This is a genomic window from Thermococcus piezophilus (assembly GCF_001647085.1).
GTDB classification, from domain to species: domain Archaea; phylum Methanobacteriota_B; class Thermococci; order Thermococcales; family Thermococcaceae; genus Thermococcus; species Thermococcus piezophilus.
The window spans coordinates 1274064-1291824 of sequence record NZ_CP015520.1 but is presented as its reverse complement, the minus strand read 5'-3'; the positions used below and the strand labels follow the sequence as shown (position 1 = coordinate 1291824).

The 17761-nt window shown below is 52.8% G+C and carries 23 protein-coding genes and 1 pseudogene; 6 read left to right on the top strand and 18 right to left on the bottom strand.

The features are described from left to right. The first annotated feature begins 73 nt into the window (after positions 1 to 73). Both A7C91_RS07060 and A7C91_RS07055 read left to right on the top strand, forming a co-directional pair. Positions 74 to 448 (top strand): NifB/NifX family molybdenum-iron cluster-binding protein, encoded by a 375-nt coding sequence (locus A7C91_RS07060; protein ID WP_068666148.1) that lies wholly within the window; start codon positions 74 to 76, stop codon positions 446 to 448. Between the two features lie 58 nt (positions 449 to 506). Beyond that, positions 507 to 1520, top strand: a complete 1014-nt coding sequence (locus A7C91_RS07055; RefSeq protein WP_068666146.1) for a TDT family transporter — start codon at positions 507 to 509, stop codon at positions 1518 to 1520. A 108-nt stretch (positions 1521 to 1628) separates the two neighbouring features. On the opposite strand, the pseudogene A7C91_RS07050 reads toward A7C91_RS07055, so the two are convergent. Next, positions 1629 to 2308: pseudogene (locus A7C91_RS07050) on the bottom strand (cation diffusion facilitator family transporter); the annotation flags it as partial. A 146-nt stretch (positions 2309 to 2454) separates the two neighbouring features. Between A7C91_RS07050 and hypA the strand changes: the two are divergent. The 4 genes from hypA to A7C91_RS11210 all read left to right on the top strand — a co-directional run bounded on the left by hypA (position 2455) and on the right by A7C91_RS11210 (position 4320). Beyond that, positions 2455 to 2874, top strand: coding sequence for a hydrogenase nickel incorporation protein HypA (gene hypA / locus A7C91_RS07045; RefSeq protein WP_068666144.1), 420 nt, complete (start codon positions 2455 to 2457; stop codon positions 2872 to 2874). Next, a complete protein-coding gene (locus tag A7C91_RS07040) occupies positions 2871 to 3602 on the top strand; it encodes an Mrp/NBP35 family ATP-binding protein (RefSeq protein WP_068666142.1) in 732 nt (243 codons plus the stop codon). The genes hypA and A7C91_RS07040 overlap by 4 nt, the downstream gene beginning before the upstream one ends. Positions 3603 to 3629: 27 nt before the next feature. Then, positions 3630 to 4106 (top strand): hydrogenase 3 maturation endopeptidase HyCI, encoded by a 477-nt coding sequence (locus A7C91_RS07035; protein ID WP_068666140.1) that lies wholly within the window; start codon positions 3630 to 3632, stop codon positions 4104 to 4106. A 70-nt stretch (positions 4107 to 4176) separates the two neighbouring features. Then, the gene (locus A7C91_RS11210; protein ID WP_199920000.1) at positions 4177 to 4320 is read left to right on the top strand and encodes a hypothetical protein; all 144 of its coding nucleotides are present in this window, start codon (positions 4177 to 4179) and stop codon (positions 4318 to 4320) included. Between the two features lie 4 nt (positions 4321 to 4324). On the opposite strand, the gene mobA is transcribed toward A7C91_RS11210, so the two are convergent. The 17 genes from mobA to A7C91_RS06950 are packed head-to-tail and all read right to left on the bottom strand — an operon-like array spanning position 4325 to position 17759. Next, positions 4325 to 4906: a molybdenum cofactor guanylyltransferase MobA gene (mobA, locus tag A7C91_RS07030; RefSeq protein WP_068666138.1), complete on the bottom strand. Its 582-nt coding sequence runs from the start codon at positions 4904 to 4906 to the stop codon at positions 4325 to 4327. Then, a complete protein-coding gene (locus tag A7C91_RS07025) occupies positions 4903 to 5343 on the bottom strand; it encodes a nucleotidyltransferase (RefSeq protein WP_068666136.1) in 441 nt (146 codons plus the stop codon). Before A7C91_RS07025 ends, mobA begins: the two co-directional genes overlap by 4 nt. Positions 5344 to 5369: 26 nt before the next feature. After that, complete coding sequence (locus A7C91_RS07020) at positions 5370 to 6935, bottom strand: proton-conducting transporter transmembrane domain-containing protein (RefSeq protein ID WP_068666134.1); 1566 nt, start codon at positions 6933 to 6935, stop codon at positions 5370 to 5372. A 10-nt stretch (positions 6936 to 6945) separates the two neighbouring features. Next, the gene (locus A7C91_RS07015; protein ID WP_068666132.1) at positions 6946 to 7431 is read right to left on the bottom strand and encodes a Na+/H+ antiporter subunit E; all 486 of its coding nucleotides are present in this window, start codon (positions 7429 to 7431) and stop codon (positions 6946 to 6948) included. Further along, positions 7428 to 7820 (bottom strand): sodium:proton antiporter, encoded by a 393-nt coding sequence (locus tag A7C91_RS07010; RefSeq protein WP_068666130.1) that lies wholly within the window; start codon positions 7818 to 7820, stop codon positions 7428 to 7430. The genes A7C91_RS07015 and A7C91_RS07010 overlap by 4 nt, the downstream gene beginning before the upstream one ends. Beyond that, on the bottom strand, positions 7817 to 8590 hold the full coding sequence (locus tag A7C91_RS07005) for an MnhB domain-containing protein (protein WP_068666128.1): 774 nt from the start codon (positions 8588 to 8590) through the stop codon (positions 7817 to 7819). Before A7C91_RS07005 ends, A7C91_RS07010 begins: the two co-directional genes overlap by 4 nt. Beyond that, the gene (locus A7C91_RS07000; protein ID WP_068666126.1) at positions 8591 to 8845 is read right to left on the bottom strand and encodes a hydrogenase subunit MbhD domain-containing protein; all 255 of its coding nucleotides are present in this window, start codon (positions 8843 to 8845) and stop codon (positions 8591 to 8593) included. It abuts the gene before it with no gap. Then, the gene (gene mnhG, locus A7C91_RS06995; protein WP_068665212.1) at positions 8842 to 9192 is read right to left on the bottom strand and encodes a monovalent cation/H(+) antiporter subunit G; all 351 of its coding nucleotides are present in this window, start codon (positions 9190 to 9192) and stop codon (positions 8842 to 8844) included. The genes A7C91_RS07000 and mnhG overlap by 4 nt, the downstream gene beginning before the upstream one ends. After that, positions 9189 to 9473 (bottom strand): MrpF/PhaF family protein, encoded by a 285-nt coding sequence (locus A7C91_RS06990; protein ID WP_068666124.1) that lies wholly within the window; start codon positions 9471 to 9473, stop codon positions 9189 to 9191. The genes mnhG and A7C91_RS06990 overlap by 4 nt, the downstream gene beginning before the upstream one ends. A gap of 4 nt (positions 9474 to 9477) precedes the next feature. Then, on the bottom strand, positions 9478 to 9783 hold the full coding sequence (locus tag A7C91_RS06985; protein WP_199919999.1) for a hypothetical protein: 306 nt from the start codon (positions 9781 to 9783) through the stop codon (positions 9478 to 9480). Further along, complete coding sequence (locus tag A7C91_RS06980) at positions 9734 to 10534, bottom strand: NADH-quinone oxidoreductase subunit B family protein (protein WP_068666120.1); 801 nt, start codon at positions 10532 to 10534, stop codon at positions 9734 to 9736. Before A7C91_RS06980 ends, A7C91_RS06985 begins: the two co-directional genes overlap by 50 nt. Next, positions 10531 to 11148 (bottom strand): NADH-quinone oxidoreductase subunit I, encoded by a 618-nt coding sequence (locus A7C91_RS06975; RefSeq protein ID WP_068666118.1) that lies wholly within the window; start codon positions 11146 to 11148, stop codon positions 10531 to 10533. The genes A7C91_RS06980 and A7C91_RS06975 overlap by 4 nt, the downstream gene beginning before the upstream one ends. Then, positions 11148 to 12899 carry an NADH-quinone oxidoreductase subunit D-related protein gene (locus A7C91_RS06970; RefSeq protein ID WP_068666116.1) on the bottom strand — a complete coding sequence of 584 codons (1752 nt, stop codon included), beginning with the start codon at positions 12897 to 12899 and terminating at the stop codon, positions 11148 to 11150. Before A7C91_RS06970 ends, A7C91_RS06975 begins: the two co-directional genes overlap by 1 nt. 3 nt (positions 12900 to 12902) lie before the next feature. Then, the gene (locus A7C91_RS06965; RefSeq protein ID WP_068666114.1) at positions 12903 to 13805 is read right to left on the bottom strand and encodes a respiratory chain complex I subunit 1 family protein; all 903 of its coding nucleotides are present in this window, start codon (positions 13803 to 13805) and stop codon (positions 12903 to 12905) included. Positions 13806 to 13815: 10 nt separating this feature from the next. Next, positions 13816 to 15789 carry a complex I subunit 5 family protein gene (locus tag A7C91_RS06960; protein ID WP_068666112.1) on the bottom strand — a complete coding sequence of 658 codons (1974 nt, stop codon included), beginning with the start codon at positions 15787 to 15789 and terminating at the stop codon, positions 13816 to 13818. A 6-nt stretch (positions 15790 to 15795) separates the two neighbouring features. After that, positions 15796 to 17247 (bottom strand): hydrogenase 4 subunit D, encoded by a 1452-nt coding sequence (locus tag A7C91_RS06955; protein ID WP_068666110.1) that lies wholly within the window; start codon positions 17245 to 17247, stop codon positions 15796 to 15798. Between the two features lie 14 nt (positions 17248 to 17261). Beyond that, positions 17262 to 17759, bottom strand: a complete 498-nt coding sequence (locus A7C91_RS06950; protein ID WP_068666108.1) for a 4Fe-4S dicluster domain-containing protein — start codon at positions 17757 to 17759, stop codon at positions 17262 to 17264. Positions 17760 to 17761 lie beyond the last annotated feature (2 nt).

The following is a 17761-nucleotide window of genomic DNA, read 5'->3' as shown; positions in this document are numbered from 1 at the left end:
TTATAGGTGCTATTAACCTTATGGTTGCGGTAGGTTTTTAATGAATGAGGTTTTATGGGCCGATGGTGATGCTATGAGGATAGCCGTACCAATAAAGGACAATCGCGGCCTTGAGAGTGAGGTTTGCGAGCACTTCGGAAGGGCCAGATACGTCGTTTTCATCGATGTCGAGGATGGGACAGTTAAAGGATCGGAGGTTATAGAGGTACCCTTTAAGGAGCATGAATCTGGAGACCTACCCGCCTTTATTAAGGAGCACGGGGGAGAAGTCGTCCTTGCCTACGGCATGGGGAGGAGAGCCATCGCCTACTTCAACACCATGGGGGTTCAGGTAATCACTGGCGTGAGCGGAAAAGTTAGAGATGTTCTCGAAGGGCTCGCCAAGGGCACGCTGAAGACCGACCCCGACTGGAGAAGCAAAGGAGACTTTGGAAGACACGAGTTCTGAACTTTCAGTTGCCGTAAGATTTATATATGAAATTTTTTTCATACATCTTGGTGGTGATATGAAGCTGAACGTAAAGGACTTCGCCCCAAGCTGGTTCGCGAGCGTCATGGGCACAGGAGCGTTAGCTTTGGTGAGCAAAGCTTACTCCTCAAAGCTCACAATCCTTGAAAATTTCGCCGAGTTCCTCGTTTATTTCAACACTGCCCTCTTCTTCGTTCTGCTGATTCCGTGGGTTCTCCGCTGGGTTAAATACCGAGAGAACGCGCTTGCGGATTTACACCATCCAGTCCTCGGCAACTTCTACGGAACGATAGCCATAGCGATGCTCGTCCTCTCGGCCGATTACCTCATGGTCTTCGGGAATACAAGTGTGGCGTGGGCCTTCTGGCTCGCCGGGACACCGCTGACGATATTCTTCGCCTTAATGATTCCATTCCTCGTTTTCACGAGCGAAGGGGTAGATACCAAGACTATAACACCCGCTTGGTTCATTCCGCCGGTGGGACTGATAGTCATTCCGCTAAGCGGGGCGAAGCTCATGACTCTGACCAGCGGAGCTACTGGAGAACTAATGACCTTTATCAACTACTTCGCCTGGGGCGCTGGGTTCTTCCTGTATTTAGCACTCTTTGCCATTGTGATGTATAGACTCATAACTCACGAGCCGATGCCCTGCAGCATAGCGCCTTCGATATGGATAAACCTCGGTCCGATAGGGGCTGGAACCTCAACCCTCTACGCCCTCGTTAAAGCTTCCGATTTCATACCCGTCAAGGAACCGCTCTTAGCTTTTGGCTTGTTCTTCTGGGGCTTCGGCGTCTGGTGGTTCGTCATGGCAGTCCTGCTGACCATCCACTACATCAGAAAGCTCAACCTGCCCTATAGTTTAGCCTGGTGGGCCTTTATATTCCCCTTCGGAGCCTACGTAAGTGCCACATACAACGTTGGGACGACTTTCGGAATAAGTTCAATCGTTAACTTCGGCTTCGCCCTGTACTGGCTGCTCCTAGCAATGTGGACTGTAACGGGGGTTAAAACTATCGTGCACGTACTTTCCGGCCCCAAAACATGAGGCAGGGTATGAGTGGTTTCATCTAAGAAATATGGAGAACCAAAGTGGTGCTCTCACTTTTCCTGTTTCACCCTTCTAAATCTTTTTGATCTCGTCAATGATACGCTGAGCATTTTTAACGCCGGGAATTGACTCAAGTTCTGCCTTTATTGCATCGAAGTCAAGCCCGGGCGATGCCTCCATGAGAACATCAACGCTTTCTTTAAGTAGCCCTCACGGAGGATGTAGAGTGAAATGAGTATGGTAACGAGGGGATCGATCCAGAGGGGGCCGTAGTATCTTATGGCCAGACCGCCGGCCACCACAGCCACCGAAGACAGCGTGTCGCTCACGAGGTGAAGGTAAGCGGAGCGGACGTTGATGCTCTCGTGGGCGTGCTCGTGGAGGAGGAGAACAGAGAGAAGGTTCGCCAGAAGTCCAATAATCGCCACCACGAGTATGAGGTCGGTGTCTATGGGATTGGGGTCCCTGAAGCGCTTGTAGGCCTCCACGAGCAGGAAGAGGGCGACGCCGACGAGGACGGCAGAGTTGACAAAGGTGACGAGTATCTCGGCCCTCTTGTAGCCAAAGGTGTACTTCTCGTTTCTCTCGCGTTCGCCGATTCTTATCGCTAGATAGCTCGCTAAAAGACTCATCGCGTCGCTGAAGTTGTGGAGCGAGTCGCTCAGGAGAGCTAAACTCCCGGAGAGGATTCCTCCTACGACCTCGGCAAGCGTTATTACGAAGTTCAGAACTATGGAGAAGACAATCCTAGATTTCATGCCCTCGTGGGAGTGGCCGTGTACCATTCCCCTCCCCAGAAGCAGTCGGGGGAGAGGCTTAAAAGCATTTTGAGGCCAAAATTGGGAAGTTCCAAGTGAAAGATAACGTAAACATAACATTGGAAAACTCAACACTTTTTAAGGGAACTACCCAGAAAGTTAGCGGTGATACCATGCACGAGTGGGCTCTGGCTGATGGAATAGTTAGGACCGCCCTCGACTACGTCCAGAGGGAGGGCGCAAAAAAGCTTCTGGCAATCCAGGTAGTCCTCGGAGAGCTCCAGGATGTCAACGCCGAGATAGTCGAATTTGCCATGAGGGAACTCCTCAAGGGCACCATAGGAGAAGGAGCCGAGATAGAGTTCATCGAGGAAGAGGCAGTCTTCAGGTGCAGGAGCTGCGGCCACGAGTGGAAGCTCAAGGAAGTCAGGGACAGATTTGACGAACGCATAAAAGAGGACATACACTTCATTCCAGAGGTTGTTCACGCCTTTTTAGCGTGTCCGAAGTGCGGTAGCCACGATTTCGAAGTCATCCAGGGCAGAGGAGTTTACATAAGCGGGATAAAAATCGAGAAGGAGGGAGAGGCATGATAGCCATAGATCCCCGCGTCAAGGGCATAGAGGCGAGGCTTGAAAGGGTAGAGCGCATAATCCCAGTTGTCAGCGGCAAGGGTGGCGTTGGAAAGTCCCTAACCGCGACAACTCTCGCCCTCGTTCTTGCCGAGAAGGGCTATAAAGTTGGCCTCCTCGACCTCGACTTCCACGGTGCGAGCGACCACGTAGTCCTCGGCTTCGAGCCGAAGGAGTTCCCGGAGGAGGACAAGGGCGTTGTTCCCCCGACGGTTCACGGAATAAAGTTCATGAGCATTGTGTACTACTCAGAGGATAAGCCAACCCCTATGAGGGGAATGGAGGTGAGCGACGCTCTAATAGAGCTCCTCACCATAACGCGCTGGGATGAGCTGGACTATCTCATCATTGACATGCCTCCAGGTCTGGGAGACCAGTTCCTCGACGTGCTGAGGTTCCTTAAGGGTGGAGAATTCATCGTCGTTGCAACGCCGTCAAAGCTGGCCCTCAACGTAGTGAGGAAGCTGATAGAGCTCCTTAAGGCAGAGAAGCACAAGATCGTTGGTGTTATCGAGAACATGAAACTAAACGATGAGAAGGATGTGAAGGAGCTGGCGGAGAAGCTTGACGTCTCGTACTTGGCAGGGATCCCGTTCTACACTGACCTGGAGGAGAAGATAGGGAAACCAGAGGAGCTCCTGAAGACGGAGTTCGCGGAAAAGATAAGGGAAGTGGTGGAGAAGCTCTAATTTCCTATTTTCTTCTGGGGTGAAACGATGGAACTTGAAAAACTCTTCCAGAACGCTAAGAGGGTTGTAATCTGCGGTATCGGGAACGACATTCGCGGAGACGACGCCTTTGGCGTTCTCGTCGCAAAGAGGCTGAAGGAACTCATCAAGAAAGAAAACGTCCTCGTACTCAACTGCGGGGAAGTGCCAGAGAACTACACGGGCAGGATAGCGGAGTTTAAGCCCGACTTAGTGGTCTTCATTGATGCCGTGGACTTCGGCGGAAAGCATGGAGAGCTCGTCGTAGCCGACCCTGAGGGAACCTTGGGCGAGGCAGTGTCTACCCACGGGCTTCCCCTCAAGTTCATAACGCGGTTCATGAAGACAATGGTAAATGCTGAGTTCATCCTTATCGGCTGCCAGCCCCGCTTGATGGGCCTCTTCGAGGAGCCGACCGAGGTGATAAAGGAAAAAGCCGAGCTACTTGCTGAGACCATTGCCAAAATTCTCAACTCACAGGGATGAAGGAATGACCTGAGGATTATTTTCATCCCCCTCATCCGTTGCTTCCTTCGTTTTCTTTCTGCTCGACTTTATGGAAGAGACCAGCAACGGGGAGAAGCTGAAAGACGGTCTCTTGACTTTGGCGTTCCTGACTTACTACCTCGACAGAATTCTTCTCGGCTCGTTCCCCCTTCTGGCCTTGACCGTAGCATATTTGCCAGAGGCCAAGAAATAGCGGATTAGAAAGAGGACTTAGGAAACTTTCTCAAATCCTCCTTTCTGTTCACGTTGAAAAAGCTCTCGCGCCACCTCTCCGGGAGCTCCTCTATCGGCAGGTAGCAGGTGTTGATCCTCTCTATGGCTTTCCTTATCATGTAGTCCCCGCTCGTAATCTGCTCCTCGAGGATTTTTCTGAACCCCGCAGAGTAGGTCGCGTGCAGTGGCTCCAGGTAGCCGTTGCTCCAGCGCGGAACGCAGACCGCTTTTCCACTTTTCCTGAATTCATGGATTATGTAATCAACGAATTCTGTGACTATTAGGGGCATGTCCCCAGCTACCACGAAGGCATCACCGAGGCTCAATGCAGTGTAGATGCCCCCTATGGGACCGACCATCAGCCCGTCAACGATGACCTCGTAGCCGAGTTTTTCCATGTTTCCCGCATTCTTTGGAGAGGCAACTATCACGACCTCGTCTATCCCCCTAGCGGCCTCGAGGCTCTCGATGGCGTAAGCTATGAGGGGCTTTCCGTCTATCCTGAAGAGCAGCTTATCGCCCCCGAAACGCCTTCCCTGTCCCCCCGCCAGAACGGCTCCTATCATTTCTCCTCCCTTTGCTCATTTTCCACCGGGATGTACTCGATGGTACTTATGTACTTCACGTACTCTATAGTCTTCTTAGGATTTAGCATCTCTCTGAGCAGGTTCTGGAAGTAGTTGTCTCTGTCGTAGGCAATCTCGTGGGCCTTGGCAACGTCGAGGAAGGACGAGTGAAAGTTCTCCGCCTCTTCCCTGGTGTAGAGCTCGAAAGCTATGAAATAGCCATACTCCTCCTCAACGGGCTCCTTGATGTTTTCTATAAAGTCCGCCACCCGGTTGAGCTTGACCGGGTCATAGGGCTTATCAATGATTACAAGGACATCAATCTCATCCAGCTCGTCCTTCAGGTGTGCCCCATAGAAGACCACGGAGAGCAGATTGTCACTGTAGAATTTCATTATCCGCTGAAAAAGCTTTTGCTTTGCTGCCTCAATGCTCATTCCAACACCTCCAAAAATTGAAAGATTTAGAGGATTTTTAATCTTGATGCATACTCCAAGGCGGTTTGAATGTAAAGCCTGTAGTCCATCGTCTGGGCCGCGGCAGGTTCGATGTAGTGCTGGAGTATCACCGGCGCGGCGAGGCCGATCACAACAACCGCAGCCGCCAGCAGGAGCACCACGAATGCCATGCTCCCGGATTCTCCCATTACCACTTCTCTGGACGGCTTGCCGAGCCATACCCTGTAGAGGACGCGCATGTAGGCAACGAGCGCAGTGACTGAGCTGACAACTATGACCATTGCTAGGGCAAAGCTTTTCTCCATCAAAGCGTTGAAGAGCAACAATTTGCTGAAGAACACGTTGAATGGCGGGATTCCGACGAGGCTCAGCGTTGCTATGGCCAGGCTGAAGGTGGCGACGGGCATCTGCCTGCCGAGGCCTGCCAGGTCCGAGATGTCCCTTGAGCCAGCGGCATGGATGAACATCCCAGCGGCGAGGAAGAGGAGGGCCTTGGCGATGGCATGGTTAATGATGTGGAAAAGTGCCGCTTGGAGTCCAAGTTGGGTGCCCAGGCCAACGGCCATGAACAGATAACCCATGTGCATTATCGTGGAGTAGGCGATGAGCTTCTTCACGTCTCTCTGGGCGTTCATCATAAGGGCCCCGAAGAGTGCCGAGATTGCACCAAGGGCAATGAGCACCGTTCCAAGGGTACCAACTACTTTCGCCAAGCCCGGTGCGAGTTCGCCGCCATAGACGGTGTAGAGGAACCTGATGAGTGAGTAAACACCGACGTTGACGACCAGTCCGGAGAGTACAGCCGAGATTGAACTCGGCGCTGCTGGGTGGGCTTCTGGGAGCCAGAAGTGGTTCGGGACTATGGCGGACTTAATCAAGAACGCCCAGGTGGCCAAGGCCAAAGCAACACCCGAGGCAACTACGATATCCCCAACTGGAGCACCAGTTAGAGGGAAGTCCATTCCGTGAACCTTTGCCGTCAAATCGGCAAGATTAACCGTGCCAAAGGCGCCGTAGAGTATTCCAAGCGCGAGGAAGTACATGGTGGTTCCTATGGCGCCTATGAATGCGTACTTAAGAGCAGCGTGCACGGCATCCCTCCTTCCCCTGTAGAACGCCACGAGGGCGTATGCTGCGATGCTTGTTACTTCAATCATGACGAAGAGGTTGAATGCATCACCCGTAAGGAGAACGCCGAGTAAACCAGCCTCAAGGCCGAGGTAGAGGGTATAGTACCACTCTAAGCCCTCCTCGTGCTCCAAATAACGGTAACTGTAAATCGCAATCAGGAACATCAGGGCAGCTGTAACCAGGGCTATGAGAGCGCTAGTTCTGTCAACCTCGTAGATTATGCCTATCGGAGCGACCCACTTACCAAAGGTGTAAATCAGCGGTTTATCCGAGGAGTAGGCCAGCTGGAAGAGCTTAAAGGCACTGATTAAAGTTAATCCCGTGCCCACCAAAGCATAAGCCTGGATTATCTTCCTGTTGCCCTTGATAATAATCGACGTAAGAGGAAGGCCAAAGGCAAACAGTACTGGAATGATTGGTGTCAGTCCAACCACATCCATGCCCCTCACCTCACTCGAATATTCTCTTCGCGAACCTCTCAAAGTCCGCCGAGATTTCTCCCTTAGCCTTCTCAGGGTCCAGAGTCGTCACGTCAATCCAGTTCACGTAGAGGTACTTCTCGTCCATGTCCACCACGACCGTTCCGGGCGTGTTGGTTATCGAGTTCGCCACGAGGGTCTTAGCGTAGCTTGTCTCGACACCAATAGGCACCTTAACTATTCCGGGGTTGTAGTTGCCGGTGGTTGTCCTAATCATGACGTCTATGTGGGACTTCGTCTCTGCCACGAGCATATACCAGAGGAAGTAAATGACACCCCACAGCCACCTCACTGGATTTATGGCCTTGGCATCATTCTGAACAACGTATTTACCCATAAGCAATCCTACTCCTACTGCCACAACCGCTCCAGTGAACAGATCGTAGGGACTGCTTGAACCAGTGAAGATTATGTACGTGATGAACGCGAGCAGGGCCGTTGGAATGACCCCCCTCATTCCTCACCACCCCTCTTCGCTATCTCCCTCACGTCGAGCGTGCCGTAGAGACGGTAGAGCTGTATCGCCAGCACCGCGAGGAGTATGTTCACCGCCATTCCTATGACGACCGCAGTGATAACGAGCGCCTGCGGAAGCGGGTCAACGGCAGAACTCACAAACCCCTCCAACGCTTCTTTTGAGAGCGATGGCAGTATTGGCGGGGCGATTGGATAGGTGAGGCGGTAGCCTATGAGAACGACCATGACGTTGACGGCATCGCCGAGTATCGTGAGGGATATAATTTTCTTCAGCATGTTCGGCCTAGCGATTATGCCGTACAGCGATACCGCCAGCGTGAGCAGTAAGACGACCCAGAGGTAAGCCCACAGGAACTCTGAAGTGCTCATTTCTTCACCTCCAGGATTTTCTTGAATTTTTCTTCTGGGATGCTTAGGAGGAGGAATACCGCCGTGAATCCAGCGCCAACGGCCAGGAACTCGAAGAAGTTGTAGTAGATTAGGGAACCACCGATAAGTTGGCCTCCAATTTCAGCAGGGAATATCGGCTGGTTCTGCATGACGAAACCACCGCTGAGCAAGGGGACTAACGCTACGAGAGCAATTCCCAGGAGACCAATGGAACGAAGGATTAATGCTCTCGTTTTATCCAGGCCATTCTTTTCGAGGGCGTACTTGGAGTAAGCTGCGATTATCAACAATGGAGCAACTGCCAAAGCCGAACCACCCTGGAAACCACCACCAGGCGTTAAGTGACCGTGTAGAGCAATCGAGGCCGAAACGGCAAGAATCATCGCAACGATAACTTTAGTAACGTCCTTCACTATTGGTGTCAGCTCGGTTGGAGCGCTTTCAACCTTCTTGACCTCTTTCTCCTGCTCTTTGGTGAGTCTGAAGATGGTTAAGCTTCCAATTATTGCGAGGAAGAACACTGCAGTCTCAAAGAGCGTGTCAATGCCACGGTAGTCCCAGAGGATTGAGGTAACAACCTCAGGACTCTTAGCAGAATAATCCCCGAAATAACTGTTTTCTAAGTAGAATTCGCCGAGAGGTCTGACTCCGGTACCCTCGCTGAAGACCTGGAGGGAGACAACAGCGTAAGTCATGAGCGCGGCGAAGGTCAGGATTATAACCGCCGTGATGAGGCCCTTGCCCCTCATTCACACCACCTCGTACCTCTCGGTCTTGCTGATGGCGAATATCAGCAGGGCAGAGTATATTCCCACGGCTATCGCTATGTAGGCGAGAACTATGTCCGGCGCCATCAGGATGTAGAATGCTATGGCGTAGGCTATTGCTTGGACAGAGGAAAAGCCCACTGCCTTAAGCAGATCTCTCTCCATCACCGCCAGATAGCTGGCTATGAATCCCAGGATGAGGGCAAGGCTGAGGATAAGCAGGTGGATTTCAATCACTCTCTCACCTCCTTGAGGTGGTCGACTTTTGGCTTCCACTCCACGAGCTTGGCCTTGTGAGCAGCGTAGGCCAAAGCGTGAGCGCCCGCTGGTGCTGCGAGGAGGACTATTATGCCGGTGATGAAGCTTGCACCAGCGATGGCGTACCTGTGGGGGAGGAAGTCCGCACCGAGGGCAAGCAGGGCAACGCCGAATAACGGCACTACTGCTCCTCCAATAGTTCCTACCGTAGCAGCATGTAACCTAACGTAAAAGTTCGGGAATTTTAAGAGTCCAAGGGCACCAAATAAGTCGCAGATGCCACCAATGACTATCAGGAGCGCTCCTATGTAAAACAGAACGCTCATGCTCCCACCTCCCTGCTCACCAAGTACTTTGCAACGTAGATATCCAGCAGGTACGCCCAAAGAGCGAGTATTATAGCCCCGCTCACTAAGTAAACGCTCTTAAAGTAAACCGCAAGGATGGCCATGAACGCTGCCACATCGAAAGAGAGACAGTCAACAGCAAGGATAATATCCACTATTGTGGGACCTTTGAAGGCTCTGACGGCATAGATAATGAAAGCCAGCAGATAAACCGGTATCACAAACTTCATCAGCAGGAAGAACTGGGACTCAAGGCTCATACCCTCACCTCCTCACTATCTTGAGCTTGGCGTCCGCTTCAAGCTCCTGGGCGACCTTTAAGAGGAGATTCCTATCGTTCTCGGGCAATCTTTCAACTGGTATCAGTATAAGGTCGCCTATAGACAGGTCTATCTCGTTTCCCTTTGTCCCGAGGCTCTCCTTGATTATCTCGACGGTTTTCTCATTCAGCGTTCCTATTTCCTCTAACACGGCCATGTCGCCGGCGAAATGCGCCATCGCCTTTGAGAAGTAAGGTGGATTAACGTAAACCAGCTTTAACAAGTGCCAGGTGCCTCTTTTCATAGGCATCCTTCAACCTCCAGTACTCGTTTTCGAGGAACCTTATCGCGAACTTCACACGGGAGTCCTTCTCCCTCAGGAAGTAGCCAGTAACAAGCTCGTGGAGCCTCTTCCTCGGGTTCTCGCTCTCCTGGGCCTTTTCCACGAGGGCCATGAAGTCCTCGAGAACCTTCTCCCTATCGAAGTACCCCACGACGCGCCTTAGGGATTCTCTGAGCGTCAGGTAAATCCTTTCCTCGATGGGTCTGTCGGGCAGGACGAACTCAATCTCGTCTGCATAGTAATACTCGCCCTTCATCTTCTTCTCCTTCAGGCCGAGGAGCTGGGCTAAACCATAGAGTATCTCCTCCGGGCTCGGCGGGCATCCCGGAATGTATATGTCTGGCTTTTTCCCGTATTCTGCCAGGAGAACCTCTATTCCGCCCGTCCTGAGCCTGTCGCTTCCTCTCTCCGGGTTCGGGTTATAGATTGGATAGCCATTGTAGAATATACCCCCGCTGGACGCGCAGGTACCTACGGCCACAACTATCCTCGGTTTTGGCGGCATCGCCTCGTAGGCGGCTTTGACAGCGTAGTAAGTCTGCCTCGTGAGTGGGCCTGAAACGAGGAGGGCATCGGCATGTCTTGGACTCGGCACGAGCTTTATTCCGAGCCTCTCCACATCATAGTATGGCGTGAGCACGTCAAGTATCTCTATGTCGCAGCCGTTGCAGCTTCCGCTGTCAACGTGGAATACCCAAACAGACTTCAACCCGCTCATCTCCTCTCACCCATCACCTTTGAGCCTCTCGGATAGAGGGAAAGGAGAAGGCTGTCAGCGTAGGGCCCTTGAACCGCCAAGGTCTTGGCGCTCTCCTCCATCCTGCACTCCCTGCAGAGAAAAGCCCTCTCGGCTATGCCGTGCTGGTCAATGACTTCCTTCGGCAGAATCTGAAACATCTTCTGAACCTGTCTTTCCGTGAACTCCTCGTATTTTCCGCAGCGCGGGCACCTGTAGAGTTTGTGGTCAACGACCTCGATGAGGTCCTCCTTGTTCGGCGTCGCTATTTCAAACCTCGTCGTGCCCTGCATCGCACCGGTTGGACAGACCTCGACGCAGCGGTGGCACCTTATACAGCGCGCGGCGTTGAAGACTATCCTCTTCCTCCCGTTCTCAAAGTCCCACTCTATCGTTAGGGCATCCGGTGGACAGGCCCTAACACAGGCACCACAGCCAATGCAGAGATGGGGATCTATGTGAGGTATACCCCTGTACTCCGGTGGCTTTTCAATGTCAACGAAAGGATAAGATGTCGTAACAGGAGCCTTCTTAACGTCCTCCTCTGGTCGCTTCCAGAACTTGAGCCTGTCGGTGAATGAAATCGCCTGGGCCATCAGGCCACCCCCTTGCCCTTCTCTATCGAGAGCATGTTGAACTGCTGCTCGTTCAGAGTCTGGGCCTTTCCGGTCTCAACGTCCACTATCTGGACCCTCTCCGTACAGGAGTAGCACGGATCTATGCTCGCTATGATGAGCGGGGCATCGGCAACGCTATAACCCTTGAGCATCTCCGGAACAGCTGGAAGGTTGTTGTAAGTCGGCGCCCTGATCTTCCAGCGGTAGACCTTGTTCTTCTTGTCAGTCATGACGTAGTGGATGACTTCACCCCTTGGAGCTTCACTGTAGCCAAGGGCCTCTTCATACTCCGGGAGCTCCCCTATCGGCATGAAGACGTCTCCTCCTGGCATCTGATCAATGGCCTGCTCGATGAGCCAGATGCTCTCAAGAACCTCGTCCATCCTGATGAGGAACCTTGCCAAGACGTCGCCCTCCTTGTAGACTGGAACCTTAAAGTCCAAATCCTTGTATGCTGCGAACGGCTGATCCCTTCTAATGTCAATGTTCCTCCCGCTGGCCCTACCGTTCGGACCGAGGACCGAATAAGCCTTGGCCACTTTGTACGGCAGAATTCCAACCCCCTCGGCCCTCTTGACGAAGGTTGCCGTACCGGTCGCTATTTCGATGAACTCCTCGACCTGCCTCCTGAGCTCCTTGATCTTCTCCATTATCATCTCCTTGCGGTAGTCGAGGAAGTCCCTCCTAACCCCTCCGACGATGTTGAGTCCGTAGGTCTTCCTGTTGCCGGTGAGCCTCTCAGCGAGCCACATGACGGGCTCTCTGACGCGCCAAGCGTGCATGAATCCCGTGTCAAAGCCCGTCAAATGGGCCGCAACACCGGCCCAGAGCATGTGGGAGTGAATCCTCTCAAGCTCAAGCATTACCGCCCTTATGTACATGGCCCTCTCGGGAATTTCAATGCCGGCTATGTTTTCAACCGCCTGGGCGTAGCTCGTCGAGTGCTGGAAGCCACAGATTCCACATACCCTCTCGGCTATGAAGAGCACCTGGTTGTAGGTCAGTCTTCCCTCACCTATCTTCTCAATTCCCCTGTGGGAGTAGAAGCCGCGGTAGTCAACGTCAACCACCGTTTCTCCCTTGACGAATATCCTGAAGTGGGCCGGCTCGTCGAGCGCCAGGTGGTACGGGCCGATTGGAACCGTCATTGTGTCGGGCGGCCCGGGCTTGTAGTAACACTTTGGCGTATCCATCGGCGAGGCCTTGTAGTCATGGTCCTTCCTAAGCGGGTAAACACCCTCGGGCCAATCCTCCGGGAGTATGAGCCTTCTCAAATCCGGATGGCCTTTGGGGTTGAAGCCGAGCAGGTCGTAGACTTCCCTCTCCGCCCACAAAGCCGCGGGAAGCTTTGCGGCTATTGATGGAAACTCTGGGTTGTCCTCGTCGAGGTAGGCCTTCAGAATAACCCAGTAGTTCCTCTCCCCGTTTCCAGGCTCAACGGTGACGTTTATCACCGGAGCGTAGGCGAACTTTCCGGCGATGTTCCTCTCATCCGTCCCGATGCTCGTTGAATAGTGAGTTTCTTTCAGCTCGGGATGGTTGTGCCAGTGGAGCACCATCTCCGGAAGTGTATCTTTATCAACGATGAACAGGTACTGGTTCCTCGTCAGCTTCTTGCACTCGAAAATCGATCTCCTAAACTTCTCCACGAATTCCTTTAGATGACCATCCTCAAGGACGTCCTCAACTTCAGCCGATCTGCATCCACCCGCACACACGCTGCACTCCATATCTCACCACCCCACCAGCGCTATTATCAGGACAGCAAGGGACATCAGGAAGACCTTCTTGTTAAGGGAAACCGCCTGGTCGATCCTCAGGCGGGCGTTTGCAGCCTCAACGGCCACGGCAAGCGAATAAAGCAGAAACGTAGCGACCAGCTGGGCGACGAGCAGTGCCATTGAGCTTGTTATACCGAGAGACCTCATGGCGGGAATCACAATCATGGACGCCAGCAACCAGAGCAGGACAATCCTTTTAATCAGCAGGGCGTACTTGAAGATTCCGAGGAGCCTTCCGCTGTACTCTGTAAGGGGACCCCCGATTACTTCGGTTTCCGCCTCAGCTATGTCAAATGGAACGAATCCGCTCTCAACGTAGACCGCATAAGCCAGCAGGATGTAAGCGAGGGCAACGGAAAGCGAGAGGTTAGCGCTGAAGGGCATCTCAGCGACGTTGAGCGTTCCAAGCTTGAATGCCAGGACACCGAAGACGACAGCCAGCACTGGCTCAATCGAGAGTATCAGCATGACCTCTCTGTGTCCGCCTATGTGAGAGAACGCGTTCTGGACGGAGAAAGCGGCGAGTATCATCACTACGCTGACCATCGCCATGACGTAGAAGAACACTATGAGGCTCTTTCCAAAAGCCAACACCGACTCGCTTCCGAAGGGAAGCATTAGGCCGCCGGCAATGGCAGATGCCAGGGCTATGTACGGTGCCAGTCTGAAAATTATGCTCTCAGTTGGAAGCACTGACGGCAGCTTGAGAAGCTTTTCGAGGTCGTAGAACGTCTGCATTATAGGCGGTCCTCTCCTGTACTGAATCCTTGCCTTTATCCTTCTCCCTATTCCATCAAGGAACGGTGGAAGGAGGAAGAGGACGATCGGAGCAGCGATAATGCTTACGTAGTCCATCACCATCACCTCACAACACAAGGAGTGCGAGTATTATCACCGTGGTCAGCATTGAAGCCAGGAAGAGCTCGTCCATGGACACCGAGATGCCCGCTGCCAGCACGGCGATGTTTTTGAGTAGATCCATCATCGGCGCGAAGAATGCCTCGTCCAGGTACCTGACGGTACTCTGTCGAAGCTCGTCAAGGGTGAAGGAGCGCTTCTTCTCCCTGCCGGTGTAGACGAGGCCCCTGGCGAGAACGAGGTAGATGGACATCAGGGCAGAGAGGAGGGCCCTTCCAACCTTGCCAGCGGCGCTTCCAAGGGTGTAGATACCGCTCATCTCAGTGAAATACGGTTTGTAATAGTCCCTGGCCTTCGCTCCATACCTCTCTTCCGGCAGGAAAAGCGCTCCAGCGTTCCATGGTTTGACGTTGGTCGTCTTTGGCCTGAAGACGAAGTACGAAGCAACCGCAATAAATGAAACCGCAAGGAGCAGGGCTATTGGCGAGAAGTACTCAAAGTCAGTGGATATAGAACCCATTGTAACGGTGACGTCGCTGCCATTCAATGAAATCGTTAATATCGGGTAAGCGATAGCCGGAAGTATTCCAACGGCAAGTGAAGTTAAGGCAATAATTCCCTCACCGAGGAGCATGCCCGACGGGACTTCCCTGGCGTTCTCAGTTCTCTCGTTCGGTTCGCCTCCGAAGGCAGAGGTGTAGAGCTTGAGCGAGTACGCCAAGGTTACGGCACTCATAAACACCGCCATTACGGAGCCAAAGACGAAGAGGCCGATTCCAGAGTAGTAGCCAGCCTGGTAAATCATCCACTTCGAGAGGAAGCCACTGAAGAGGGGCACTCCAGCGAGGGAGAGCGCACCTATGGCGGTGAAGAGCGACGAGTACGGCATTGCCCTCCTCAAGCCACCAAGCTCGTTGAGGTCAGCCGTTCCGGCGGAGTACTCGAAGTTGCCCGAGATGAGAAAGAGTAGTCCCTTGAAGAGTGCGTGATTGAAGGAGTGGAAGACTCCGGCGAGGAAGGCCAGGTAAGCCAGGCTCTCCATGCCCTTTGCTAAGAAGACCATGCCCATGCCTACCGCGAACCAGATGTAGCCCATTTGTCCAACGCTTGAGTAAGCGAGGAGCCTCTTCGCGTGGGTTTCTCTGAGGGCATAGATGGTTCCGAAGGTCATGGTAAGTATACCAACGATAACGAGAACGTAACCAATGCCTTCACTGCATGGTAGGACGTTGCAGAGGAGCCTTATCAGACCGTAAATCGCCATCTTCTCCATCGCACCGGCCATCAGCGAGGCTATATTGCTGGGGGCAGATTGATACGCATCGGGCACCCAGAACTGGAATGGAACACTCCCAGATTTTGCAAGAAATGTTACAAGGAACATCGCGTAGAGCAGCTTGATCTGGGTCGGAGAAAGGGAAGATGTCTTAAGCGTGGCGTAATCAACGCTGAAGCTCCCGGTGGCGGAGTAGATTATGCCGAGGGCCACGAAGAGGGGCACCGTGTTAAACACCTGCATCGTGATGAGGTATTTAATTCCAGCGTCCTGCTGCCTCCAGCTCACAAAGACGAAGGACGTTAGAGTCATCAGCTCCCAGAAGAAGACGAACCATAGCAGGTTTGACGTCAGAGCCACGAAAATCATTGATATCACAAACGTGCTGTATAGGAGTGCATATGCCAGCGGTCTTCCGGTAGTTCTGTGAACTTCCATGTATGAAATGGAGTACACTGAAACCACGAGGCTGAGTAGGGCTATGATGAACAGGAACGGGAGGGAGAGGCTGTCTATGATTAGGGGAATGCCCAAAAAGCTCTCCCGAACGGGAAGCCCCCTGGACAGGGCATGAACAGTTACGCCCAGAAGGGATAGGGATGCTATGGCTGAGAGGACGCTTGAAATCTTAATGCTCCGCCTAAAATCCTTTATCAGACCGGAAATCGCTGAGAGTGAGTAGAGCGCGATTGAAATTTCCATCATCCCACATCACCCCATGAACCCTATCTGAGTCACGAGCTTCACGCTTAGGAACGGCGCAACGATGGACAGGATTATTAAAACCACGAGGACAAAGCGCATCAGCGGGGAAACTTCTGCACTCTCCTGGAGGGGCTCGCTGAACACCATCCTCTTAATCCATCCGAGAGATACCGCAAGGAAAACCGTGGCATCGGCCAGCACTAGGAAGAGCGGAATCCAGCCAACCCAGCTGGTTATTGAAGACGCGTTCATGAAGAGATACGCCTTGCTGAAGAACAGGCCGAGCGGGGGAACTCCAGCCAGGCCGAGAAGGGCCAGGAACCAGCTTGCACCAACGACCGGAACGAGCTTTCCGAGGCCCCTAATCTTTTCCATGTCGAGCGTTCCAAAAGCGTAACTGAAGGTTCCCGCGGTGAGGAAGGCAAGACCCTTGACGAAAGCATGGTTAGCCAGCTGGAACATGGCCGCCTGGAGGCCGTAGACAGAGCCAAACACGGCATAGAGCACGCCAACGTACATCACTCCTGCCTCTGCTATGGTTGAATAAGCAAGGAGTCTCTTGGCGTCCTTCTGGAGCGGGTAGTAGAGGATTGCTATGAGTAAAGTTAGCGACACGAAGACGAGCATAACGTAGAAAGCTGTCTCCGGAATCGGTTGCATGAACTGGGTGACCCTAGCGAGCAGGTAAACTCCCATTTCAACCATTGCAGCACCGTGGAGAAAAGCGGAAGCAGGTGTTGGAGCAGCCATTGCATCAGGAAGCCATGAATAGAGTGGGAACTGGGCACTCTTGGTGAAAGCAGCAACCATTATACCCAAAAAGACCAAAAGCTTGAGCTCATCATTCAGGTTCTGAAGAGCGTAAAGACTAAGATCGTGGAGTTTGAGGATGCCAATGCCAACGGTGGTGTAGAGGCCAATCATGGCACCAAAGTTGGGCACGAGGAGAGCTTTATAGGCCGCTCTCTCGGCCTTTGGACTTCTATAGTATCCAACAACACCCCAGCAGGCGAGCCCCATTATCTCGAAGAATATGAGCAGCTGAAGCGTTGTGGAGGAGTATATGAATGCCAGCGTTGCCCCGACGAAGATGACCATCCACGCATAGAACCTGCCCTTATCAGAGTAGACGGGGTGCTGCTTGTTTCTCTCGCTCATATAATCAACCGCGTAGAGAAGGAACAGCACGCCGGCGAGGCTAACTATGAAACCAACCAGAACACTCATCGGGTCGATTATAACGCCGTACACCTCACCGAGGGAGGAAGTTTCGAGGTAAACGATGTGATGAGCGCCACCGACCTTTAGGTATTCGAGGACTCCCACAAGGTTAACAAGGAAGGAAGACACAACGGCGATGAGCATGAACACATCAGCTTTTCTACCGTCCAGCTTAAACAGAAAGGGACCAAGGATGAGGGGAATTAAAAAAGATATGATGAAGGGAGAGGCGTTCATCCCGGCACCTCCTTTCATCTGATGAGGTAGGCCTCGAGGACGTTGGTCCTGTCACCAATGTCCTTAAACTCGGCAACTATCTTTCCTTCTCTGGCCCAGAGGACATCGTTTATGTCGCCGTACTTGAGGGCCTCAGTTGGACACGCTGAGACACATGCGGGAAGCTTACCCTCTGCTCTGCGGTGGGCGCAGAGGTCACACTTGTCCATTATCTTGTTGTACTCGTCTATCTTTGGAATGCCGAATGGACAGGCCAGACCGCACATGAGACAGCCGATACACTTGAGGGGATCGAGAACGACTGCGCCATCATCGTCCTTGGAGAGCGCGTTGGTTGGGCAGACCTCAACGCATGGGGCCTTTTCACAGTGGCGGCAGTTGAAGGCGACGCTGGTCAAGTCGGGGAACTCAAAAACCCTAATCCTTGCCTCCCCGTGCTCCATCTCACAGGCCACTTCACAGGCCTTACAAGCGATACAGCGCTTAAAATCGATAAATATCTTCTTGCTCATTT